Annotated in this window: 20 protein-coding genes and 2 tRNA genes; 9 read left to right on the forward strand and 13 right to left on the reverse strand. The window is 57.9% G+C overall.

The window, feature by feature from the left end; translation table 11 throughout:
• Positions 1-215 precede the first annotated feature (215 nt).
• Genes xylB through ACR0AD_RS01775 form a run of 3 tightly spaced genes read left to right on the forward strand, consistent with a single transcriptional unit; the run spans position 216 to position 3,915 of the window.
• Complete coding sequence (xylB, locus tag ACR0AD_RS01765) at positions 216-1,673, forward strand: xylulokinase (protein WP_480486105.1); 1,458 nt, start codon at positions 216-218, stop codon at positions 1,671-1,673.
• A complete protein-coding gene (locus tag ACR0AD_RS01770; protein ID WP_480486103.1) occupies positions 1,670-2,620 on the forward strand; it encodes an aldose epimerase family protein in 951 nt (316 codons plus the stop codon). The genes xylB and ACR0AD_RS01770 overlap by 4 nt, the downstream gene beginning before the upstream one ends.
• Positions 2,617-3,915: a cytochrome-c peroxidase gene (locus tag ACR0AD_RS01775; protein ID WP_480486101.1), complete on the forward strand. Its 1,299-nt coding sequence runs from the start codon at positions 2,617-2,619 to the stop codon at positions 3,913-3,915. Before ACR0AD_RS01770 ends, ACR0AD_RS01775 begins: the two co-directional genes overlap by 4 nt.
• Here the strand turns inward: ACR0AD_RS01775 and ACR0AD_RS01780 are convergent, their stop codons facing one another.
• Entirely contained in the window at positions 3,916-5,427 is a 1,512-nt protein-coding gene (locus tag ACR0AD_RS01780; RefSeq protein ID WP_480486099.1) for a CRTAC1 family protein, read from the reverse strand.
• Complete coding sequence (locus ACR0AD_RS01785) at positions 5,417-6,634, reverse strand: ROK family transcriptional regulator (protein WP_480486098.1); 1,218 nt, start codon at positions 6,632-6,634, stop codon at positions 5,417-5,419. The genes ACR0AD_RS01780 and ACR0AD_RS01785 overlap by 11 nt, the downstream gene beginning before the upstream one ends.
• A gap of 152 nt (positions 6,635-6,786) precedes the next feature.
• Between ACR0AD_RS01785 and xylF the strand changes: the two genes are divergently transcribed.
• From xylF to ACR0AD_RS01810, 5 genes are all read left to right on the forward strand, one after another.
• Entirely contained in the window at positions 6,787-7,806 is a 1,020-nt protein-coding gene (gene xylF / locus ACR0AD_RS01790; protein ID WP_267364640.1) for a D-xylose ABC transporter substrate-binding protein, read from the forward strand.
• A 76-nt stretch (positions 7,807-7,882) separates the two neighbouring features.
• Positions 7,883-9,181, forward strand: coding sequence for a sugar ABC transporter permease (locus ACR0AD_RS01795; protein ID WP_480486096.1), 1,299 nt, complete (start codon positions 7,883-7,885; stop codon positions 9,179-9,181).
• On the forward strand, positions 9,181-9,978 hold the full coding sequence (locus tag ACR0AD_RS01800; RefSeq protein WP_480481611.1) for an ATP-binding cassette domain-containing protein: 798 nt from the start codon (positions 9,181-9,183) through the stop codon (positions 9,976-9,978). The genes ACR0AD_RS01795 and ACR0AD_RS01800 overlap by 1 nt, the downstream gene beginning before the upstream one ends.
• A 10-nt stretch (positions 9,979-9,988) precedes the next feature.
• Complete coding sequence (xylA, locus tag ACR0AD_RS01805; protein WP_480486094.1) at positions 9,989-11,296, forward strand: xylose isomerase; 1,308 nt, start codon at positions 9,989-9,991, stop codon at positions 11,294-11,296.
• A 197-nt stretch (positions 11,297-11,493) separates the two neighbouring features.
• Positions 11,494-12,849, forward strand: coding sequence for an MATE family efflux transporter (locus ACR0AD_RS01810; protein ID WP_480481692.1), 1,356 nt, complete (start codon positions 11,494-11,496; stop codon positions 12,847-12,849).
• A 9-nt stretch (positions 12,850-12,858) separates the two neighbouring features.
• Here ACR0AD_RS01810 and ACR0AD_RS01815 read toward each other — a convergent pair whose 3' ends face one another.
• The 8 genes from ACR0AD_RS01815 to ACR0AD_RS01850 all read right to left on the reverse strand — a co-directional run bounded on the left by ACR0AD_RS01815 (position 12,859) and on the right by ACR0AD_RS01850 (position 20,400).
• Positions 12,859-13,956 (reverse strand): M56 family metallopeptidase, encoded by a 1,098-nt coding sequence (locus tag ACR0AD_RS01815; protein WP_480486090.1) that lies wholly within the window; start codon positions 13,954-13,956, stop codon positions 12,859-12,861.
• Positions 13,943-14,338: a BlaI/MecI/CopY family transcriptional regulator gene (locus tag ACR0AD_RS01820; protein WP_209504337.1), complete on the reverse strand. Its 396-nt coding sequence runs from the start codon at positions 14,336-14,338 to the stop codon at positions 13,943-13,945. The genes ACR0AD_RS01815 and ACR0AD_RS01820 overlap by 14 nt, the downstream gene beginning before the upstream one ends.
• 65 nt (positions 14,339-14,403) lie before the next feature.
• The gene (locus tag ACR0AD_RS01825; protein WP_480486089.1) at positions 14,404-14,808 is read right to left on the reverse strand and encodes a DUF2160 domain-containing protein; all 405 of its coding nucleotides are present in this window, start codon (positions 14,806-14,808) and stop codon (positions 14,404-14,406) included.
• An 8-nt stretch (positions 14,809-14,816) separates the two neighbouring features.
• Positions 14,817-15,614 (reverse strand): carbohydrate ABC transporter permease, encoded by a 798-nt coding sequence (locus ACR0AD_RS01830; RefSeq protein WP_155139158.1) that lies wholly within the window; start codon positions 15,612-15,614, stop codon positions 14,817-14,819.
• Complete coding sequence (locus ACR0AD_RS01835; RefSeq protein ID WP_209595792.1) at positions 15,611-16,474, reverse strand: carbohydrate ABC transporter permease; 864 nt, start codon at positions 16,472-16,474, stop codon at positions 15,611-15,613. Before ACR0AD_RS01835 ends, ACR0AD_RS01830 begins: the two co-directional genes overlap by 4 nt.
• The gene (locus ACR0AD_RS01840; RefSeq protein WP_480486087.1) at positions 16,471-17,547 is read right to left on the reverse strand and encodes an ABC transporter ATP-binding protein; all 1,077 of its coding nucleotides are present in this window, start codon (positions 17,545-17,547) and stop codon (positions 16,471-16,473) included. Before ACR0AD_RS01840 ends, ACR0AD_RS01835 begins: the two co-directional genes overlap by 4 nt.
• Position 17,548: 1 nt before the next feature.
• A complete protein-coding gene (locus ACR0AD_RS01845) occupies positions 17,549-18,598 on the reverse strand; it encodes an ABC transporter ATP-binding protein (protein WP_480486085.1) in 1,050 nt (349 codons plus the stop codon).
• Positions 18,599-18,660: 62 nt separating this feature from the next.
• The gene (locus ACR0AD_RS01850) at positions 18,661-20,400 is read right to left on the reverse strand and encodes an ABC transporter substrate-binding protein (protein ID WP_480481601.1); all 1,740 of its coding nucleotides are present in this window, start codon (positions 20,398-20,400) and stop codon (positions 18,661-18,663) included.
• Positions 20,401-20,874: 474 nt separating this feature from the next.
• Between ACR0AD_RS01850 and ACR0AD_RS01855 the strand changes: the two genes are divergently transcribed.
• Positions 20,875-21,657: a DeoR/GlpR family DNA-binding transcription regulator gene (locus tag ACR0AD_RS01855; protein WP_480476380.1), complete on the forward strand. Its 783-nt coding sequence runs from the start codon at positions 20,875-20,877 to the stop codon at positions 21,655-21,657.
• Positions 21,658-21,722: 65 nt separating this feature from the next.
• On the opposite strand, the gene ACR0AD_RS01860 is transcribed toward ACR0AD_RS01855, so the two are convergent.
• From ACR0AD_RS01860 to recJ, 3 genes are all read right to left on the reverse strand, one after another.
• Positions 21,723-21,797: transfer RNA gene (locus tag ACR0AD_RS01860), tRNA-Glu, on the reverse strand.
• A gap of 26 nt (positions 21,798-21,823) precedes the next feature.
• Positions 21,824-21,898: transfer RNA gene (locus ACR0AD_RS01865), tRNA-Glu, on the reverse strand.
• Between the two features lie 98 nt (positions 21,899-21,996).
• The gene (gene recJ / locus ACR0AD_RS01870; RefSeq protein WP_480486083.1) at positions 21,997-23,739 is read right to left on the reverse strand and encodes a single-stranded-DNA-specific exonuclease RecJ; all 1,743 of its coding nucleotides are present in this window, start codon (positions 23,737-23,739) and stop codon (positions 21,997-21,999) included.
• Positions 23,740-23,746 lie beyond the last annotated feature (7 nt).

Raw genomic sequence — 23,746 nt, forward strand, 5'->3', positions numbered from 1 at the left:
CGGCTTAGTTCAGGTCACCTCTCACCGGGTGCCTTCGCATTGGTCGCTGTCTGGGTCCCGGTCATTCGGTGCTGTCCAGCACGGCATCAATTTTTATGTGCCTTGTGTTGTTTCACCTTGTTATGTTAGCGCAAACTGTGCCAGTGAAGCCTGATACCTTTGCAAAACTGGGTTTCTGTTGCCTACGTATTGCGGCTTACAAGTGGGAGGAACAGGTGTATCTCGGTCTTGATTTGGGGACGTCAGGTCTTCGGGGAATTGTGGTCAGTGAAGACGGCGACGTCGTTGCCGAGGCCGAAGCAAGCGTGAATACATCGACACCGCATCCGGGCTGGTCAGAGCAAGAACCTGCGGATTGGGTTGAAGCGTGTCAAAAGGTCGTTGCCCAGTTGCGCGGGCAAAACAACGCTGCGGTTTCGGCAGTGCGTGGCATTGGTCTTAGCGGGCATATGCATGGCGCGACGCTTCTGGACCGAAATGGTAGCGTCTTGAGGCCCTGTATCCTTTGGAACGACACCAGGTCTGCCCGTGAAGCTGCCGAACTGGATGCGCTTTCCGCGATGCGATCAATCACCGGAAACATCGTTTTTCCCGGCTTCACTGCGCCTAAACTGGAATGGGTGCGCAGGCATGAACCTGACGTTTTTGAAAAGACTGCCAAAGTGTTGCTCCCCAAAGATTATTTGCGCTTCTGGTTGACCGGAGAATACATCAGCGACATGTCTGACAGCGCGGGTACAGCGTGGTTAGACGTCGGACGTCGGGAATGGTCAGAAAAAGCGCTTGAGCTCAGCCATATGCGTCGGGATCAGATGCCCGAACTGGTCGAAGGCAGCGCTGCCGGGGGCGAGCTGAGGGCGGAGATTTTGCAGCACTGGGGCCTGACCGGACCCGTTGTTGTTGCCGGCGGGGCAGGCGACAACGCGGCGGCGGCCTGTGGTATTGGAAGCATCGCCGAAGGCAGCGGTTTTCTATCGCTGGGAACGTCGGGTGTGCTGCTGGTTGCCAAGGACAGTTACGCGCCCGCACCGGAAACGGCGGTTCATTGCTTCTGCCACGCGGTGCCGGAGCGCTGGATTCAAATGGGCGTCATCCTGTCGGCGACCAACAGCCTGAACTGGCTGTCCCGGAATCTCGGCCAATCCGTTGGTGCACTCGCATCGGCTTTGCCGGATACCGTCACCGGGCCGTCGAAGACCAAGTTCCTGCCATACCTGTCGGGGGAACGTACCCCTCATAATGACAGCGCCATCCGGGGGGCGTTTATGGGGCTGGATATTGCGTCGGATCCAGCGGATCTTGCACAGTCCGTGATGGAGGGTGTCTCATTCGCGCTGCGTGATTGCCTTGAAGCCCTCAGGAGCACGGGAACAAAACCTGAAAGCCTGATGGTTGTCGGCGGGGGCGTACGATCCCGGTTCTGGGTCGAGACGCTGGCAACTGTTCTGAGCGTCCCGCTTGCCTTGCCCAAAGGCAGTGAATTCGGAGCCGCCATCGGCGCGGCGCGCCTTGCTGCCTGTGCAGTAAACGGCGCAGACCCGGTGGAGCTCATGACATCGCCAGAAATCTCTGAAATTGTTCAGCCCCGCGCGGGATTATTCGATGCCTATGAGGCTGAATATCAAAGGTACCGCCAGTTTTATGCGGCACTATCCCCCTTGTCTGCGCCATGATGAAGGGCGTCACTTCCCTACCCATCGAACAGGTTGTTCTGGAAGATGGTGCGATGTCGGTTTCCCTGCTGAGCTATGGGGCGATCACACAAGGGTGGTGGATCGGTGAAACGCCCTTGATCCTGGGCTATCTAAACCCGCAGGAATACTTGGCGGACCCGTATTACATAGGTGCAATCGTGGGTCGCGTCGCCAATCGGATCGGTGGCGCAAAGTTTAATATGCAGGATGCCGCTTATCGCTTGACGGCGAATGAGGGGGAAAACACGCTGCATGGCGGTGTGGTCGGGCTGTCACGCAGCCACTGGATTATCAGGAAGACCAAGTCGAACCGTGCGGTTCTGTCCTTGACGTCACCTGACGGCGCTGACGGTTTTCCCGGAGAAATCAGGTTCGAGATTCATGTCGAGCTGGCTTTTCCACGGCTGACTTACACGATCACCGCATGGCCGGACCGGCCTACGCCGATCAGCATTGCGCAGCACAATTACTATACTCTTGGGCGCCAAAGCGGTATTCTTGACAGCCGATTGACACTGAATTCCAAGCGGGTACTGGAGTTGGACGACAGCTCCATTCCGACAGGCGTCGTGAATGAGATCGAAAACCAAGGGCTGGATTTCTCATCCGTGCGCGTTATCGGTAATGAGGGGCGTGGCCTTGACCACTACTTCGTGTTTGAAGAGGCGGGCAAATTAAATCGACCGGTTGCAACGGTTGAAACACCGTCAGGTTTGCGCATGAATGTTTACTCTGATCAGCCCGGCGCGCAGGTCTATTCCGCGTCGTACCTGTCTGATCCTTTCACACCATGCGCAGGGCTTTGCATTGAGCCTTCCGGTTACACGGACGCTGTGAACCACCCCTTGTTTCCGTCCGTCATCTATTCTCCGGACCGTCCGTATAAACAAGTTCTGACGTTGGAAATCCCAGAGGATCAGGTATGAAAGTTGCGATATCGGTATACGCTCTAGCCCTTTGCGTGACACTACAGGCGGCGCAGGCGCAAGACCTCGGGCCGCTTCCTCAATTTGTAGAACCGGATCTTGCCAAGGTCGAACTGGGGCAGTTGCTGTTTTACGACCCGATCCTGTCGGGGAACAAAAACATCAGCTGCGCCACTTGCCATCATCCTAAACTGGGAACGTCAGATGCGCTGTCTCTGGGTATCGGCGAGGGCGGTGTGGGGCTGGGGGCCGCGCGCAGGCTTGATCAGGAAAACAGGCCCGAGCAGCGCATTCCCCGAAATGCACCAGGGCTGTGGAACCTTGGGGCGCTGGAATTCACCACCTTCTTTCATGACGGGCGTCTTGAGGCAGACCCGTCCCAGCCTGACGGGTTCCGAACGCCCTTGGGCACAGATATGAGGCCGGGCTTCCAATCTGCACTGGCCGCGCAAGCAATGTTCCCGGTCTTGTCGGCTGACGAAATGGCCGGCCACTATTCGGAAAACGAAGTGAGCAAAGCCGTACGTCTTGGTTTGCTGACCCAAAAGGACGGCGCATGGGACCTTATCGCGGCGCGTGTTGCCGCAATCCCGGAATACAGGGCGCGCTTTGACCAGCTCGCGCCCGGAGAAGAGATTACTTTTACCGCAATCGCCAATATCATTGCCGATTTCATCGCCTTTGAATGGCGCGCTGACAACAGCCTGTTTGATCGCGCGATGCAGGGGAAAGAAGCGCTGCCCGAGCAGGCACAGATGGGGCTCGACCTTTTTTACGGCAAAGCCGGGTGCAGCACCTGCCATTCCGGCTGGTTCCAGACGGATCATGGATTTCATTCTATCGCCATGCCGCAAATCGGGCCGGGAAAAGCCGCCCGGTTCGAGAACCATGTTCGCGATGACGGGCGATTGCGTGTGACGGGCAATGCGGATGACGCCTTCACATTTCGCACGCCATCCTTGCGCAATGTGACCCTTACGGCACCCTATGGTCACAACGGAGCTTACGCGCGGCTTGAAGATGTTGTCCGTCATCATCTGGATCCGGTCGCAGCTTTGCGCAGCTATTCGGTCGAAAAAGCAGCGTTGCCAGAGTTTCCGGGCGCGGAAGATCAAAAAGCCTTGCTCGACCCCACGCTGACCGAGGCGATTGCAGTGTCGAATGATCTGGCCCCAATCAGCCTGAGTAATGATGAAGTAAACGCCATTTTGAGCTTTCTCAGCACATTGCTAGACCCGGCGGTCCGGCTGGGTGTGCCAGCGCATGTTCCCAGCGGTTTGCCCGTTGATCAATGATCAGCGGTCGATGCGAAGCACTTGGTTGCTTCTGAAGGTCTGCCAATCACCAACCGTGCCGTCTGGCCAGATAACCCGCAGCTCCAGTTCGTCCGCGTTGCCCAGACCAAAGTGGTGAAGCCCAGAGATGCCACTTGCGTGACCACCGCCAATGGTCACTTCCCGCGTTTGGACTCTGTCGGAGGTTTTGACTTCGATGAAGCTGCCGACAGCTGCGCGGTTGGGACGATCCTGGCCAAGATCAACCTGAACCCAGTTTCCAAGCTGTTGTTCGTTCTGAAATATCTCAAGCTCTGACCCGCGATTGACCACCACCAGATCAAGTGATCCATCCCCATTCAGGTCGGCCAAGGCCCCACCGCGGGACTTGCCCATGGAGGCGACACCCGCCGCTGAGGCAGCTTCGAAAAACTGGCCATTTGCGGATTGCAGCAACAGGTTGTTGGGGTCGGTTTGCGCCGCATCGGGCATCTGTTCGACATTGCCCTTGGCGACAAATATGTCGTCGCGCCCGTCGTTATTGACGTCGCCGAACTGCGCATGCCAGCCGGTTGAGGGGCGACCATCGCCACCAACATGCGGCCTGTGCGCCGTTGTCCCCCGGTCATAAGTCGCGTCGCGCCATGTCGGTCCCTCGGCCGTGGGATCAAAGATCTGAAACTTCTGGTCCCCCATCGAGGTCAGGTAAACATCAGGAAAGCCGTCCCCTGATACATCCCTTGATGCAATCCCCATGCCCCAAATCGAATAGGGCAGCCACCCATCTTCCGGCGCGTAAAGGCGTGGCGTGTCTTCCATAGCCCAAAGCTGCTCTTGCCCGCCGCGCACATAGTAATGGCGGTCGTTACTGACACGCAGGTCCGCGCGCCCGGTGCGCGCCCAGTCGGAAAACAGAATGGACAAGGAACAATGGCCCGGCACCAGGTGGAGAGGCGGGCCATAGGCCGTCCCTTCGGGGCGATACAAAAGCGTCGGCCCGCAGGCTTCAAACGGGCCATCGGGATTGGTTCGGTCGACATATGTTCCAAAAGCCAGTGTCGGCAGGGATTGACCGCTTTCCCAAGTGGCGGAAAAACCGGTGGTCCAGTGTTCCTGAGACTGGAAATTCAACGAGGTGAACGGTTCGAATGCGCAATTCGCCTTGCCACGCAACAAAACGTCTTCGCCAACGCGTAAAACCGCCAAGTCCACAAATCCGTCCCCGTCGATATCCACTGGGTAGGCGCCGGTCACGCCGGTCAGGGATAGCGCGCTTGGCGTTTCTGGCCGAAAACTGACATTGGGTCCTGATGTGTTGACAAACAATTGCGCCGGGTTGGTTCCCCCTGCGGCAAACAGTTCGGGCCGATCATCGCCATTGCAGTCGAAAACGGCGATGCCTCCGCCCACGAAGTGCTCCCATCCGCCGTCGTAAACATGGCTGGGGACGTCGATGCTGTGAAACTGCGGAAGGTTGATGTCGGCCGTGGCGGCAGACGCTGTCGCTAGCAGGATCGTCAGTTCAACTCGCATTTTCCGCCAGTTCCCTGACTTTCAGGATCGAGACTTGTTCGATCCCATAGGCTGCTGCCCCTTTTGCCCACATTGAATCCCCCCAATGGTTTACGTTGATTTCAGGCAGTGGCGCGTCAACGCTGACGACACCGTTTTTGATACGGGTCATCACTGCCTCAGAATGCAGGTATTCAAAGCTCCCTCGGGTGCCGGACAGGATGATACATTCCGGATCGAACAGATTGATCAAGTTGGAAAGCCCCATTCCAAACATCTGTCCAGCGCGGGACAGAACTGAAATGGACCGGGCATCACCGGATTGGGCGGCGGCGTGAATATCAGCAAGAGTGTGCGGGTCAGTAGCCTGGCTGGCAATGGTTGCCTCGCGGATCAGGGCATATTCCCCAACATAAGCTTCAAGGCATCCGCGTTGCCCGCACTGACATAACGCGCCATCCAGTTGAACTTTGACATGCCCGAATTCCGCGCCGCAACCGCGCTCGCCGCGATATAGCTTGCCATCCAACACAATGCCCAGACCAATGCCGTGTTCTATCGTGACAACCAGAAAGTTCTTCAGCCCTTTGCCAAGCCCGAAAAGCTGTTCGGCCTTTGCAACCAGATTGGCGTCATTCTCGATAAACGCAGGGCAGGGGAGCACTTGGGACAGAAGCGGGCTCAGATCTACGTTGCGCTCTGTCAGCGAAGATGACCAATGTACAAAATTCCGCTCCGCGTCGACCAGTCCGGCAATCCCGATGCAGACGCCGGAAACCTCTGTCAGGGACCTGCTTGCAGAGGCGCAGGCCTGTTCCAGCGCCGTGCAAATCTTTTTTGCAAACGCTTCCGGGGCCATCCGGGCCTCTTCCAACGGATGAGTGTAAGAGGTGATCTCAGTGCCTTCAAAATCGACCAGGATGACTGAAATCTGGTGCCGGGCCACTTTTACACCGGCAATCAGGTGACATCCGCCATGCAGTTTCAGCAGCACACGTGGTCTGCCGCGGCGCGCGGATTTTGACGGTGTTTCGCTTTCGATTTCCTGAATCAAACCAGCTGAAAGCAGGTCTGACGTTGCTGTTGTCACTGTCGCCGGGCTGGTCTCAAGCGCGCTTGCAATGTCGATCCGCGATATCGCTCCGGTCGACCGGATTTGTTCCAGCACGCGCAAACGGGTGATGTTTCGTTGATCCGTAGCGTTTGAAGAAACCTTGCTTTTCAGCATTCTGCCCTCGCGAATCTGGTGATTTCCCAAACGTAAGCGGTTTTTCTTCTTTCGGGTAGCATAAATATTTTACTGACTGAAATAAATATGCTACTCAGAATTGTGAGAGCCACGAATCATGAAGCGATGGCTCGATAAACCGGGAGGAAATCATGAAACGAATTCTCAGCGCTTCTGCTGTGGCCGTCCTGATGGGGACGGTTGCGTTTGCAGAAACCACGGTCGGTGTCAGCTGGTCGAACTTCCAGGAAGAGCGCTGGAAAACCGACGAAGCGGCAATCAAAGCCGCGCTTGAGGCAGGCGGTGCCGAGTATATTTCGGCAGATGCGCAATCGTCGTCGGCCAAACAATTGTCGGATATTGAAAGCCTGATCGCCCAGGGCGTTGATGCGCTGATCATTCTGGCGCAGGATTCCCAGGCCATCGGACCGGCTGTTCAGGCAGCGGCCGACGAAGGTATCCCAGTCATCGCATATGACCGTCTGATCGAAGATGATCGGGCCTTCTACCTGACTTTCGACAATGTCGAAGTCGGTCGTATGCAGGCGCGTGCGGTGTTCGACGCCATGCCCAAAGGCAACTATGTGATGATCAAGGGCTCGCCCACCGACCCGAACGCGGATTTCCTGCGCGGTGGTCAACAGGAGATCATTCAGGGCGCTGTTGACAGTGGTGACATTGTGATCGTTGGCGAAGCCTATACCGACGGCTGGCTGCCTGCGAACGCGCAGCGCAACATGGAACAGATCCTGACCGCCAACGAAAACAAAGTTGATGCTGTGGTCGCGTCAAATGACGGAACCGCAGGCGGTGTAGTTGCTGCACTGACCGCACAAGGTATGGACGGCATTCCGGTGTCGGGTCAGGATGGCGACCATGCGGCGCTGAACCGGGTGGCCAAAGGCACACAAACCGTTTCGGTCTGGAAAGACGCACGCGAACTGGGCAAAGCCGCAGGTGAAATCGCGGTCGCGCTGAGCGGTGGAACGGCTGCGGCGGACGTCGAAGGCGCGGTCAGCTGGACTTCGCCCGGTGGGACTGAGATGACGTCAGTCTTCCTGGCGCCTGTGCCGATCACAAAAGACAACCTGTCCGTTGTGGTCGATGCTGGCTGGATTCCGCTGGAAGACCTGTGCCAGGGCGTCGAGAACGGCCCTGCACCCTGCAACTAAGTCAAGTCTCCAAACCATAACGTCTCTGGCCCGCAAGGCCGGGCCAGAGACCATAGCTGAACATGAAAGATCGGATATGACCGAAACTTCGTCTCAGCCGGTACCCCAAAAAGCAAAGGCCAACCTGTTCCAGAAACTGGAACTGGACATGCGGCTATTGGGCATGATCGGCGCCTTTATCATCCTTTGCATCGGCTTCAACATCGTAACGGATGGCCGTTTTCTGACGCCCAGAAACCTGTTCAACCTGTCGATCCAGACCGTCTCGGTCGCGATAATGGCCTGCGGCATGGTGTTCATTATCGTGATGCGCCACATTGATCTTTCGGTCGGCGCGCTGCTGGCGACCACATCCGCCGTCATGGCGATGACACAAACCGAGCTTTTGCCGAACGTGCTGGGGTTAGGTTTAAATCACCCGGCGACTTGGGCAATCACCCTTGTTGTCGGTCTCGCAGTCGGAACCTTGATCGGCGCATTCCACGGTTGGATGGTAGGCTATCTGACGATACCGGCCTTTATCGTGACGCTTGGCGGTTTTCTGGTCTGGCGCAACGTCGCCTGGTACATGACAGACGGCCAGACAATCGGCCCGCTGGACAGCACGTTCCTGATATTTGGCGGAACCAACGGGACGTTGGGAACAACGGTCAGCCTTCTGTTCGGCCTTGCCGCCACCGCTATTGCGGTCTGGGCGTTGTGGAGCGGACGCCGCTCCAAGGCTGCCCATGGGTTCCCTGTGAAACCGGTTTGGGCCGAAACAACTTTGGCGGGGATCATTGGCATCGCCATTATGGGCTATGTCTTGATCGTCAACAGTTACTCGATCCCCACACGCAGGCTGGAACGTATGTTCGAAGCGCGGGGCGAGACCATGCCTGAAGGGCTTGTTGTGGGTTACGGTATCCCGATCTCGGTTCTGATCCTGATCCTTGTTGCAGTAACCTTGACTGTTGTGGCCCGCAAAACCCGATTTGGCCGCTATATCTTTGCCACGGGGGGCAACCCGGATGCGGCGGAACTGTCGGGCATCAATACCCGCATGATGACCGTCAAGATCTTTGCGCTGATGGGGTTCCTGTGTGCGCTGTCGGCGGTCGTGGCCTCGGCCCGTCTGGCCAACCACTCGAACGATATCGGCACATTGGATGAGCTTCGCGTGATTGCTGCGGCCGTGATCGGCGGCACCGCCTTGTCCGGCGGTATTGGTACGATCTACGGCGCGATCCTAGGCGCGCTGATCATGCAGGCGCTGCAATCGGGCATGGCCATGGTTGGCGTGGACGCACCCTTTCAGAACATCGTCGTGGGCACCGTTCTGGTTTTGGCCGTCTATATCGACATCGTCTATCGCAAACGTCTGGGAGCGAAATGATGCAAGCACAAGAAACACAGAACCAAACTTCGGGCCGTGGGTCCGGCCAGCCTCCGCTTGTCGAAATGCGCGATATCTCGATTTCGTTCGGCGGCATCAAGGCGGTGGACCGTGTCTCGGTCGACTTGTACCCGGGCGAGGTTGTGGGCCTTCTGGGCCACAACGGGGCCGGTAAATCTACGCTGATCAAGGTGCTTTCGGGTGCCTATCAGAAGGACCACGGAGAGATCCTGATCGACGGCAAGAGGGTTGAGATCAACAACCCCCGCGATGCGCGTGCAAACAATATCGAGACGATCTATCAGACGCTGGCCTTGGCGGACAATCTGGATGCAAGTTCGAACCTTTTCCTGGGGCGGGAGATGGTCACGCCCTTCGGGTTGGTCAACGATGCCGCGATGGAGGCCGAATGCCGCAAGATCATGGCACAGTTGAACCCGAACTTTCAGAAGTTCAATGACCCGGTCTCGGCGCTGTCCGGCGGTCAGCGGCAGTCGGTGGCCATCGCGCGTGCGGTGTACTTCAACGCGCGTATCCTGATCATGGACGAGCCCACAGCCGCGCTTGGCCCACACGAAACACAGATGGTGGCGGACCTGATCCAGCAGCTCAAGGCGCAGGGGATCGGGATTTTCCTGATCGACCACGACGTGCATGCAGTGATGGAGTTGTGCGACCGGGCTTCGGTCATGAAAAACGGGCAACTGGTTGGCACTGTCGACATCGCCGATGTCACGGATGACGATCTGTTGTCGATGATCATTTTGGGCAAGAAGCCCGGCGAAAAGACGGAATGAGGTAAACGAGATGACGAGCGGTTTCTTTCAGGGGATCGAGCAGGTCCAGTTCGAGGGCGAGAACAGTAAGAACCCGCTCGCATTCCGTCACTACAACCCGGACGAGATCGTGATGGGTAAGCGCATGGAGGATCACCTGCGTTTTGCCGTGGCGTGGTGGCACTCGTTTGCCTGGGAAGGCGGGGATCCGTTTGGTGGCTCGACTTTTGAACGTCCATGGCATCCGCAAGATGACATGGGCCGCGCTAAAATGAAGGCCGATGTTGCCTTTGAGATGTTCGAGATCATTGGTCAGCCCTATTTCTGCTGGCATGACGCGGATATCCGTCCCGAACAGGGCAATTTTGCAGAAAACCTGCGAACGCTGAATGAGATCACTGACTATATCGGTGAAAAGATGCAGGTTTCCGGAACCAAGCTGTTGTGGGGCACAGCCAACATGTTCAGCCACCGTCGCTGGATGGGGGGTGCCAGCACCAACCCCGACCCTGATGTCTTTGCATTTGCCGCCGCAACGGTGAAATCCTGTTTGGACGCGACCCACAAGCTGGGCGGCGAGAACTATGTGCTTTGGGGCGGGCGCGAGGGCTACGAGACGCTGCTCAATACCGACATGAAGGCTGAACTGGATCATATGGGCCGGTTCCTGAACATGGTGGTCGAGTACAAGCACAAGATCGGCTTCAAAGGCACGATCCTTGTAGAACCCAAACCGCAGGAGCCGTCCAAGCATCAATATGATTTCGATGCGGCAACCTGCATCGGTTTCCTGCGCAAGTACGGCCTTGAGGATGAGGTCAAGCTGAACCTGGAACAAGGGCACGCAATCCTGGCAGGACACAGCTTTGAACATGAGATCGCTGTTGCCTCGGCCGAAGGTATGCTTGGATCCATCGACATGAACCGGAACGACTACCAGTCCGGGTGGGATACGGATCAGTTCCCCAACAACACGCCCGAGGTTGCGTTGGCCTATTATCACATCCTGAAAGCGGGCGGGTTTACCACGGGTGGTACCAATTTCGATGCCAAGCTTCGCAGGCAATCCATCGATGCCGAAGACCTGATCGCGGCGCATGTGGGCGGGATGGATATCTGCGCCCGGGGCCTGAAGGCGGCAGCTGCGATGCTTGAAGATGGTGGTCTGGAACAGGCGCTGGCCGACCGGTATGCAGGCTGGAAAACGCCTAAAGCTCTGGCGATGCTAACCTCTGGCCTCGACGAGATTGCAGCGCGGGTACTTGCCGAAGACCTCAATCCTCAGCCACGCTCGGGGCGTCAGGAAGTGCTTGAGAACTACGTGAACCGCTTTGTGTAATTCCGGTCGGCTGAGCCTGAACTGAAATATTCGGTGTACAAAGCCCCGGAAACGCGTGAGTTTACTTAGGCGTTGTCCGGGGCTTTCCCTTGTCGAACGCAGTGGCATCATGGGCCCGTCCGGGTCGCGCAGGTGGGACGACCAAAGACTTGGTGGAAAAATCGGCAGGTAAGGCAATCTTTCTAAGTGGCAACCTGATGCTACATGTGACGCGCATGTCGCTGACCACGAGCATTGGATTGATGGCGATATTTGCTGTCGATTTTGTCGATATGGTCTTTATCTCGATGCTGGGCAACGACGCGCTGGCCGCAGCGGTAGGTTATGCCGGGACGCTGCTGTTTTTCACCAACGCAATCAATATCGGTCTGTCGATTTCTGCCGGGGCGCTGGTCGCGCGTGAGTTGGGCGGCGGGCGGGCCGAACAGGCAAGGCAATACGCATCCAGTGTCGCCGTTCTGGGGCTGATCGTCGGGTTGGTTACCTCTGTTCTGGTGTTGCTGAACGTCAGCTTTCTGTTGTCGCTGCTTGGCGCAGAAGGCGAGGTTTTGCGGCTGGCGACGCGCTATGTGTCGATCATTCTGCCGACCATGTGGGTGATGTCGATTGCGATGGCGGCGATGGCTGTGCTGCGCGCGCACGGCGATGCGCGCCGATCAATGATGGCAACGATTTACGGCGGCGTTGTGAATGCAGTTCTTGACCCGATTTTGATCTTTGCCGTCGGGCTGGGGTTGGATGGGGCCGCGATAGCCTCGGTCCTGGCGCGGCTATGTATGTTAGGCGCAGCATTGTGGCCCGCGCTGCGGGTGCATCAGGGATTTGCACGCCCATCGCTGAAACAGGTGGCACAGGATTTTCGGCCCGTGCGGGCCATCGCAATCCCTGCCGTTCTGACGAATGTCGCCACGCCGATCGGGAATGCCATCGTAGTGCGGGAAATTGCACAGTTTGGAACGGATGCGGTTGCGGGCATGGCGGTGATTGGGCGGCTGTTGCCGGTGGCGTTTTCGGTCATCTTTGCGCTGTCCGGCGCGATAGGGCCAATCATCGGGCAGAATTTCGGGGCAGAAAAATTTGATCGCGTGCGTGCCGCGTTTTTGGCCGGGATCAAGTTCACCGCAATCTACGTTCTTTGCATGTCGGCCATTTTGTTTTTACTGCGTTCGCCAATTGCGAATTTGTTCGCAGCCCAGGGGGAAACGCGCGTACTGATTTATCTGTTCTGCGGCCCGCTGGCATTGGCTTCGTTCTTCAACGGTGTGATTTTTGTGACAAATGCCAGTTTCAACAATCTGGGCCATCCGGTCTATTCCACATGGATAAACTGGGGTCGTCACACTATTGGCACATGGGTGTTTGCCATGATTGGCTCACAAATCGCCGGGGCCTCGGGCGTTCTGCTGGGTCAGGCTTTTGGGGGCGTCATCTTTGCTGTCATAGGATGGGTTCTTGTCGCGCGCGTAGTGGCACGGCTGGAACGCGTGCAAACGCCCGAGCCTTTTGCCGATCAGGGGCGGCTTCACTCGCTGTTCGGGCGTCGCGGCTGGTAAGCGATCAGGTCAGTTCCCCTGATTGCGCGCTTCCAGCCGTTCTAGGTTGACCACTGTCGACAGCATCAGGCGGTCATGGCTCCAATCCCGTGTCTGCTGGATTGAGGCCGACCCCAGAGCCAAAAGCGCACCAAAGATCAGCGTCATTCCAAGGAACACTGCCGGTAGGGCAGGTACCGATGGCTGAACATCGGTCAGCGCGATTACACGTTGCCGCAACACGCGTTTTGCCTTGCCGCCTGTCACAAAGGCAACATTCAGAACGCGTGGGCTGTTGGTTGAGATTGTCCGGGCGCAATAGTCCAGCAGGCACGCCGTGTATTCCCGCGCATCAATCCGTTTGCGCGCAACAACCGACTGGTCGCAGGCCAACTCGCGCAGCCGGCCGAACTGATACTTGAGCATCAGATAGGCGGGGTTCCAGAACAACAGCGGACGCAGCAGCTCAAACCCCAGTTCCCATTCGACGTCACCCGTACGGATATGCTGAAACTCGTGGGCAAGTGCAAAACGCAACTCGCGCGGGGTGTCCAGCAGATGGCTGGGTAGAACGACGTGGCGGCGGCGAAGTCCTCGCACGGCAAAGGGCACAGTGATGCGATCGGAAAGTCGAATATCCACCTTGGCGGACCGCCGCCAAAGAAAACTGGAATTGACAGTCTGACGGATCGTCATTGCGTCCCGCAAGGCACGCGCAGCGTACACGGCTGCGATACAGGCAAGTATGGCGGCAACGAGGGTGATCACAGGCTGCTGTCCGGACAATGCCAGATCAACCCACCTTTCGCGGGTGTTCAGCAGTGCTTCGAACTGCGTGGCAGGCATTGCGATGTCACCGCGCAGATAGGCTGCAACGGCGATATCACCAAGGGCCACGACACTGCCCGGCCAAGCGTATGTCGCCAGCGACGACACGCAAACCGCGAGAAACGGACTGGCAAGAACACAGATGCACAAGGTCTTGAGCGCCCGCAACTGTGCGACATAGCCATTGCGCAGGGCGGTGCGGCTTAGGGCCGTGCGGGTCACCAGCCAGATCACCGCCGAAAAGGCCAGCACGATGTTGAGTTCGATGAATGCGTCGAGAACCGGTCTAACCGCTGTCATTTTGCAGTCTCCTCTCTACCAGTGCTCGAATTTCCTCCAGGTCGGCTTCGCTCAGCCCCGCGTCGTCGACCAGCCGCGCCACCAGTGTGGCGGGGGTGTCGTCGAAAAGCGTGCGCGACAGATTTTGAAGCGAACGGGCCTGATATCTGTCCTTTTCCAGAAGCGGCGTATAGATCAGGGTCTTTCCCGACTTGTGGCTTTCCACAAAACCCTTCTCGTCCAGAATGCGCAGGATCGTGGCCCCGGATGTATAGGCCAGGTTGCGTTCTGACGGCAGGCGGTCCAGGACATCACGCACCGAGCCTTGCCCGAGGGCCCAGAGCTCGTTCATGAACTCCAGTTCGACCTCGGTCAGCAGATTTGTTGTCTTTTTCTTTCGCATTGGTCTCGGTGTCGTCATGGTTAGTATGCCTGACAGACAAGCATCCTTTCGCGATTTCTCAAAGTCTAAACTTTCCAGAAAACAAAAACGCCCCAGCCAATGGACAGGAACAGCGGTGTCCAGACGGGTTGCCCGACCAGCCCAAGCCACGCCAGGAAAATATATGCGGACCCCAGAAGGGTGATGAACAGGCGATCCCCCAGTGTGGTTGTCAGCCCCAGAACCCCGCGCCGTTCAATTCCGTCGCGGAATTTGAAGCCTTCCAGCAAGCCAATGCATGCTATGGCCGAGAAGATACCGACAAACACGGCCAGCGTGGCAGGTGTCCATGCCATCCAGAAATCGGGCCACAGGGGGTCCGTCCACGAGAACCCTTTTTCGGCCTCCTGTCCGACATTGCCCCATCCGGCCTTGGCCTGGGCAAAGGCTGCTGAGGGCAAGAAGGGCAGGGTGAGAAGCAGTTTTCGCATGTTGAACCTCACACACGTCCCATCGCGAAGCCACGCGCGATGTAGTTGCGAACAAACCAGATGACGATGGCACCGGGGATGATGGTCAGGGTGCCCGCGGCGGCCAGCAGCCCCAATTCGTACCCGGCACTGGATGCTGTGCGGGTCATCACGGCAGCGATGGGTTTGGCCTCAACCGCGGTCAGGGTCTTGGCCAGCAGCATTTCTACCCATGAGAACATGAAGCAGAAGAACGCCGCGACACCGACACCTGCCTTGATGTTGGGCAGAAAGATCGTCACGAAGAAACGCGGGAACGAATATCCATCCACATAGGCGGTTTCATCCAGCTCCTTTGGGATGCCACGCATGAAGCCTTCCAGGATCCACACCGCCAGTGGCACGTTGAACAGAGTATGGGCCAAAGCCACGGCCAGATACGTGTCGAAAAGGTGGATCGACGAATAAAGCTGGAAGAATGGCAGGGCGAACACGGCCGCCGGAGCCATACGGTTGGTCAACAGCCAGAAGAACAGCTGCTTGTCACCGAGGAACCGATAGCGTGAGAACGCATAAGCCGCAGGCAGGGCAACGCAGACGGAAAGCACTGTGTTCAGAGTCACATAGGTAATCGAGTTGATGTAACCCCAGTACCAGGTTGGGTCTGTGAAGATGGTGATATAGTTTTCCAGCGTAAAAGTCTGGGGAAACAGGGAAAAGCCCGACAGGATCTCGTTCGTTGTCTTGAAGGACATCGCCACCAGCCAATAGATCGGCAGCATCAGGAACGCGATATAGAGGATCGGGATGATGGACCGCTTTTTCATTCTGCGTCGTCCTTTGTCATCAGAGTGTAGAAGAGCCACGACACCAGCAGAGTGATGGCGAAGTAGATCAGGCTCATCGCTGCCGCCGGGCCAAGGTCGAACTGTCCCAGCGCGATTTTCACAAGGTCAATCGACAGCAGGGTGGTCGAGTTGCCGGGACCACCCCCGGTCAGAACAAAGGGCTCGGTATAGATGTTGAAACTGTCCATAAACCGCAGCAAAACCGCGATGGTCAGAACCGTCTTCATCTTGGGCAACTGGATGTAACGAAACACCGACCATGGGCTGGCGCCGTCGATCTTGGCGGCCTGATAATAGGCGTCGGGGATCGAGACGAGGCCGGCATAGCACAGCAGCACGACCAGCGAGGTCCAGTGCCAGACGTCCATGACGATAACGGTTATCCAAGCCGACAGCGGCTGTTGCGTCATGTCATAGTTGATGCCCAGCACGTCATTCAGGAAATATCCCAGCAATCCGATCTTGGGCAGGGTGAAGATGTTCCACATCGAGCCAACCACATTCCAAGGGATCAGCATCGGCAGAGCCATAAGCACCAGACAGACCGGCACCCAGAACCCTTTGCGCGGCATCGACAGGGCGACGATGATGCCCAGCGGAACCTCGATCAGCAGGATAAGGAAGGTGAATAGGAATTGCCGACCAAGTGCTGCCTGAAACCGGTCGGATCGCAGGATCTGTTCGAACCAGCCCAAACCTTCCCAGAAGAACTGGTTGTTGCCGAAGGTTTCCTGCACCGAGTAGTTGACCACCGTCATCATGGGCACCAGCGCGTTGAACGCCACCAGTGCAAGAACGGGCAGGACAAAGAACCATGCTTTTTGGTTTTCCGTTCTCATTGCGCCCGCTCCTGAGTTGCGATCCAGCCGTCGCGGTAGACGCGGGATTGTTCGGGTTTGAATTGCAAGAAGACCTGTGATCCCGGTTCCGGTACACTGTGTTCGGTCACAACCTTGAGGGCGGTGTTGCCGACCACGGCGCTAACCACATAGTGGCGGCCGATATCGGCGACCTTGGTCACATGTGCCGGAATGCCGGTGTCGCCGAAACCTACATATTCCGGGCGGATACCCAGATCGGTGCGGCCGCCGTCACCATGTGTGGGACCTTCCAGCATGACCTCGTGCCCTTCAAAAACGGCGCGGTCGCCTTTGGCTTCACATGGAAGGACGTTCATGCCCGGCGAGCCGATGAAATGGCCGACAAATGTGTGCTGTGGCCGTTCGAAAAGTTCGACCGGCGTTCCGATCTGAACCACTTCACCGTCCTGCATTACCACCACTTCGTCGGCGAAGGTCAGCGCCTCGGTCTGGTCGTGTGTCACGTAGATCATGGTTGCCTGCACGCGCTGATGCAGCTCTTTCAGCTTGGAGCGCAGTTTCCATTTCAGGTGCGGGTCGATCACGGTCAGCGGTTCATCAAACATCACCGCATTCACGTCGTCGCGAACAAGGCCGCGACCCATCGAGATCTTCTGTTTGTTGTCCGGGCTCAGACCTGACGCGCGGGTGTTCAGCATGTCCGTGACGTCCAGCATCTCGGCGATTTCCAGAACGCGACGCTTGATGGTTTCGGCGTCGACACCCCGGTTCTTCAACGGGAAGGCCAGGTTTTCGCCCACGGTCATCGTGTCGTAGATCACCGGGAACTGAAAGACCTGCGCGATGTTGCGTTGGTCCGGGGGCAGGGCGGTGACGTCCTGATCATCGAACATTATCCGACCTTCCGAGGGGGTAAGAAGACCGGATATGATGTTCAGCAGCGTGGACTTGCCACAACCTGACGGCCCCAACAGCGCATAGGCCCCGCCATCGCGCCACGTGACGTCGATTTCCTTCAGCGCATAGTCCTCGGGGCCTTTTGGTGACGGCATATAGCTGTGTCGAAGGTTTGAAAGCTTGATCTGTGCCATGTCAGGCCACCCTTTTGCCGTCATGGCTGAAATACCGGCAATGCGCCGGGTTCATATAGAAACTGTGATCTTCGCCGACCTGATAGGGATGCACACCAGCGGCGAGTGAAACCCAGGCTTCGTCACCATGCTGGAAATGCGCGCTGGAATCCGAACCTGACAGTTCGGTCACGATCACACGTCCGGTCAGTTCGACATCGGCGTCAGACGTACGAAATGGCGTCACGCGATGAGGGCGAACGGCGATCATATATTCCCCGTCGGCCATGCCCGAGGCTGCCCAGCCGACATTGCCTGCCAATTGCGCCCGGGCGCTGGAAACAGTGATACGGGCCACATTGATAGGCGGGTCCGAGAATACACGCGCCGCGGCGATGTTTTCCGGATTGCGATAGATGTCGGTGGTTGGGCCGAACTGGGTCACGCGGCCGTCTTCCATCAGCGAGGTGTAGCCTCCCAGCAGCAATGCCTCTTCAGGCTCCGAGGTGGCGTAGACAACGACGGCCCCGCGACCAGCGAACAGATCGGGCAGTTGTTCGCGCAACTCTTCGCGCAGTTTATAATCAAGGTTCGCCAGCGGCTCATCCAGGAAGACGGCGCGGCTTTCTTTTGCGATGGCACGCGCCAGCGCGGTTCGTTGTTGTTGCCCGCCCGACAGCTCGTGTGGGCGGCGGTGCAGCATGGGGCGCAGTTGCAGCAGATCGGCGGCCTCTTCCACGCGGCCATCGATCTCCGATTTAGCCATGCCAGCCACGCGCAGGGGCGAGGCGATATTGTCGAATACAGTCATATGCGGGTAGTTCACGAAGAACTGGTGCACCAGACTGATCTGCCGCTTTTGCGTGTTCAACCGTGTCACGTCCTGCCCGTCCATCAGGACCTTGCCTGAGGCGATCGGGTCCAACCCGGCCATCATTTTGATCAGTGACGTTTTTCCGGAACCTGTCGCGCCCAATAGCACGTTGAAATGGCCGGTTTGCAGCGTCAGGTTGGTTGGCTTGATATGGATGACGTTGCCGACCCGTTTGGTCGCGTCTTGAAGTTCAATCATCTGGGAAACTCGCGGGGCATTCAGGGGTAGGCCGGGCTTAAGCCCGGCCTACGATGTTGCTTTTACTGGGACTGCCAGCGCTTAACCAGTTCGTCATAGTTGACGGTCTGGCCCTGCGGCTTTTCGTTCTCCAGCTTGGCCTTGGGCGAGCCCGCTTTTTCCAGCCAGAAAGATGGGTCCTGCGGCTCGTTCAGGCGTGGACCGCAGCCGCCGTAGACACCGGCGCTTTCATCCGCGGCCTGCATACGGGCCATGGTGATGTCCATCTCTTCGGCCAGACGGTCCATCGCCTCTTGCGGGGTGAAGGCGCCCGAGTTCACGTCACCGATCTGCTGCCACCAGATCTGGGCCAGCTTTGGATAGTCCGGTACGTTGATGCCGGTTGGCGACCATGCCACGCGGTCAGGCGAGCGATAGAATTCGACCAGGCCACCCAGCTTGGATGCGCGTTCGGTGAACGACTCGTGGTTGACCGAGCTGTCGCGGATGAAGGTCAGACCCACATGGGACTTCTTCACATCAACAGTCTTGGACGTCACGAACTGGGCATAAAGCCAGGCTGCCTGCGCACGATCCGAGGGGGTCGATTTCAGGAACGTCCAGGAACCCACGTCCTGATAGCCAACCTTCTGGCCTTCTTCCCAGTAGGGGCCGTGCGGGCTGGGCGCCATCCGCCACAGCGGCGTGCCTTCGTCATCCACGGTGTTGTTGCCTTCGGACTTCGGCTTCACCATGTCGGCGGTAAAGGCGGTGTACCAGAAAATCTGCTGGGCCACGTTGCCCTGGCTCAGTGCCGGCAGCGACTGATAGAAGTCATAAGACGCCGCACCCGGAGGCGCGTAGGCCCGCAGCCATTCGTCCCATTTGCGGATCGCATAGACCGCAGCCGGACCGTTTGCAGCACCACCGCGCGACACCGAGGCGCCGACCGGGTTACAGGTGCCCGCTTCCATGCGGATGCCCCATTCGTCAACCGGAATACCGTTCGGCTCGCCCTTGTCACCAGCACCGGCCATCGAAAGCCAGGCGTCGGTCATGCGCCAGCCAAGGTCGGGCGCGCGCTTGCCGTAATCCATGTGGCCGTAGATCGCCACGCCGTCGACTTCTTTCACGTCATTGGTGAAGAACTCGGCGATGTCTTCATAGGCCGACCAGTTGACCGGAACGCCCAGATCATAGCCGTATTTCTCTTTGAACGCGGCCTTGTTGGCCTCGTCATCGAACCAGTCCTTGCGGAACCAGTAAAGGTTCGCAAACTGCTGGTCGGGCAGCTGATACAGCTTGCCGTCCGGCCCGGTGGTGAACTGAATGCCCATGAAGTCATCCAGATCGATTGTCGGCGAGGTTGTCGCCGCCCAGTCGCCGCCCATCATGTCGGTCAGCGGATAGGCCAGTTGCAGACGCGAGTGGGTACCAATCAGGTCACTGTCGTTGACATAGCCGTCATACAGGTTCCGACCTGTCTGCATCTGGGTCTGAACAGCCTGGACCACTTCGCCTTCGCCAAGGATCTGGTGATTGACCTTGATGCCGGTGATTTCTTCAAACGCCTTGGTCAGAACCTCCGACTCGTAGGAATGCGTCGGAATACCTTCGGACAGGACGTTGATTTCCATGCCAGCGTAGGGCTGTGCAGCTTGGATAAACCATTGCATCTCGGCCATCTGTTCGTCTTTCGACAAGGTCGATGGCTGGAATTCGTCGTCGATCCAACGTTGTGCTGCGGCTTCGTCGGCCCAAGCGGACCCGTGCCCCGCAATGACGGCAGCCGCCGCCACTGCGGAAAGTAGATGTCTCCGCATCTGTCTCCTCCCAAAAATTATGGTTCTCCGGCGGGAACCGGATGCAGAACAGCATCAGCGATTTTTTGCGTATGTGTCAAACTAAATTTTTAGTAATTGACGTTCAGGTATTCTGGAGCCGCGTGAAATGAATTTGTATCCAACGCTGTAAACGGTTGTAACTACCTAATTCTGTTATCGAAATTTCAAAATTTCTCCGCGAGGGAAATAGGGAACTCCACTGAGACCCATTGCAAGCAAGAGATGACAGAGGGTGCGTTGAATTGCATTCGCGTTGCGAGAGGCATGGACACTGATCCGGCACTCGTGAGAAGTCAGGCAAACCAGCTTCCCGGATCACTACTGCTGAAACTCAGTGCTCACATGGCACCAATCCGTTCCGACAAAAGGCCAGTTGTGGCAATGCGGATGTAGCACTGCCTTGCCGTTCACGGTATTCCGTGTCCATATAAAGAAAATCTCCGGAGCCGGTTCGTGAAGAAGAATACCCTCAACACCCATCGTGAGCTGGAATTGCTTGATGCCCTCAGACGTTTGGGTGGAACGGCCCGGAATTCGGATTTGGCGAATATGCTCGGCGTATCCGAAGAGACGGTGCGCCGAACGATCAAAGCCTTGTCAAAGGCGGGTACAGTCGAACGCGTTCATGGCGGAGCTTACCTTGCCGGAGTGCAGGGCGCCCCCAACTTCTTTCACCGGATATCACAAGACGCTGATGAAAAGCGTTTGATCGCCGGGCATACCGCGAAACTGGTTCGCGATCAGATGACCGTTTTCCTGGATGTGGGATCGACAACCGCCTTCGTCGCAGAAGAGCTGCGACAGGTCAGCAACCTCACGGTTGTCAGCAACTCCATCGGTGTCGTTCAGACCTTGGCCGGGGTCAACGGAAACCGGGTGCACCTTTTGGGGGGTGAGTTGCAGATCGATGAAAGGGGGACGTTTGGTCACGTCACCCACAAGCAGCTGCAACGCTATGCCTTTGACATCGTGATCCTGAGCACGGACGCGATTTCAGACAGCAAAGGGTTTCTGTATCACAGCGCGGTCGAAGCGGATCTTGCATCGGTGGTGGTCAGGTGTGCGGACCAGGTTGTCATGGCTGCAGCACATTCCAAGTTTGGTGAAAGGGCACCTTATGTGGGGCCGGATCCTCGGCTGGTGCATTCGCTGGTCACGGATGCTGTGCCAAAGGGTGGGGTGGCCAGATTCCTTGACCGTTGGGGCATCGAAATTCAGATCGCTGATGACAGCTAGGTTGCTGTTTCCAGGCGCGGCCCGGATGATCTTGCTGCTTTGGGATGGAAGAAGCTAAGGAAGAGTGGCAGCCCGTAGGGGAATCGAACCCCTCTTTCCAGGTTGAAAACCTGGCGTCCTAACCGATAGACGAACGGGCCACTTGGTATAAGGTCACAAGCGCAAATGGCAGCCCGTAGGGGAATCGAACCCCTCTTTCCAGGTTGAAAACCTGGCGTCCTAACCGATAGACGAACGGGCCACGCTGGCTTGTGGAGGGCCTTTTACGGTTTCGCCGTGACCCCCGCAAGCGTAAAAACGCAGGGACGGGAAAGTTTTTTAGCACACCAAAGCCGCGTGTTAACGGGCTTCTGCCGCGTCCTCCAGCCTGAGCTGCACAGATTGGCGCCCGCCCCAGGTGTTGACCTCAAGCCGACCCGCAAAATGAAAGCGCGCACCGCCGTGATTTGACAGTTTTTCGCCCATCGGCCCGTCAAAAGCACCAAAGGCAATCGCATCCAGCCCGCCGCCCATTCCATCGGTCAGCGACAGTTTCAGATGCGATTCACCGACCCGCTTGGCAAAGCGAACCTGCAGGTCAGGCAACGCATAGCGCGGGGCCGGGGCACCGGCGCCAAACGGTCCGGCCTGTTCGATCTGCTCGATCAGTTCCACGGTTGCCGCGCCGGGCATCAACGCGCCATCCAATTTCAGATCCGCAGGCCCACCCTGGCCCGCCCCTTGTCTGGCCAGCAACTCGCTCAGGCGTTCCATTGCGGGTTCCAACTGATTGCGCATGACGGTCAAACCTGCGGCCATCTTGTGGCCACCTCCTTTGACCAGCAACCCTTCGGCCGCCAGACGCTGGATCGAAGCCCCAAGATCGACGCCGGAAACCGAGCGGCCCGAACCTTTGCCCTCATCCCCGTCAAAGCCAATCACAATCGCCGGTCGATCGGCTGTCTCCTTCAGCCGAGAGGCCACGATACCAACGACACCGGGGTGCCAGCCTTCGCCTGCTGCCCAGACCAAAGGGGCGTCCAAGCCACGCGCCTCGGCTTGCTCCAGCGCGGCGGCACGTACCGTGTTTTCAATGTCACGGCGCTCAGTGTTCAAGGCATCCAGACGTTCGGACAACGCCTGCGCCTCATGCAGAGAATCGGTGCTCAGCAAGCGCGCACCCAGATCGGCCTGACCGATCCGTCCACCGGCATTCACGCGGGGCCCAAGCAGAAACCCGAGGTGATAACTGTTCGGCGCGGTATCCATGCGCGAGATATCGGACAGCGCGACAAGGCCGGGGCGCTGCCGCTGTGCCATCACTTTCAGCCCCTGTCGCACCAGGGCGCGGTTGGCCTCGATCAGTGGTGCCACATCGGCAACGGTCGCCAGGGCCACCAGATCCAGAAGGGCCATCAGGTCCGGTCCCCTTGCGCCCGCGTCACGCAGCTGCCGACCGGCCTCGACCAGCATCAGGAACACAACGCCCGCCGCGCAAAGATAACCAAGATCGCCGCTTTCATCCTGTCGATTTGGGTTCACCACTGCGACGCAATCGGGCAGCGTCTCGCCCCCCAGATGGTGGTCCAGAACGATCACATCCGCCCCCGTAGCCGCCGCAATCGGATCATGGCTGAGCGTGCCGCAATCAACACAGATGATCAGATCATGCGTAGCCGCAAGCCCCTGCATCGCGGGAACGTTGGGGCCATACCCTTCGTCGATCCGGTCCGGCACATAAAGCGTCGCCTGCACGCCCATCTGCCGCAGCCAGACCAGCAGCAACGCGGCAGAGCTGCCGCCATCGACATCGTAATCCGCAAACACCGCAATTTTTTGACGATTGCGGACGGCTTCCAGAAAGCGCGTGGCGGCAACTTCCATATCCTTGATGGCCCGCGGATCAGGCAGCAATTCCTTCAGCTTTGGGTCAAGAAAGCCGGGCGCCTCCGATACCGGCACGCCGCGCCGGGCCAGAACCTGGCAAACGGCACGGGGCAGGTCGGTTTGCTGCGCCATCATCTCGGCCGCCCGCTCAATCTCCGGGCTGGGTCCAACCCAAAGCCGTCCCGTCAGTGATTGCTCGACTCCAAGAAAACTCATTGCTCGC

Source organism: Ruegeria sp. BH8, from assembly GCF_056538065.1.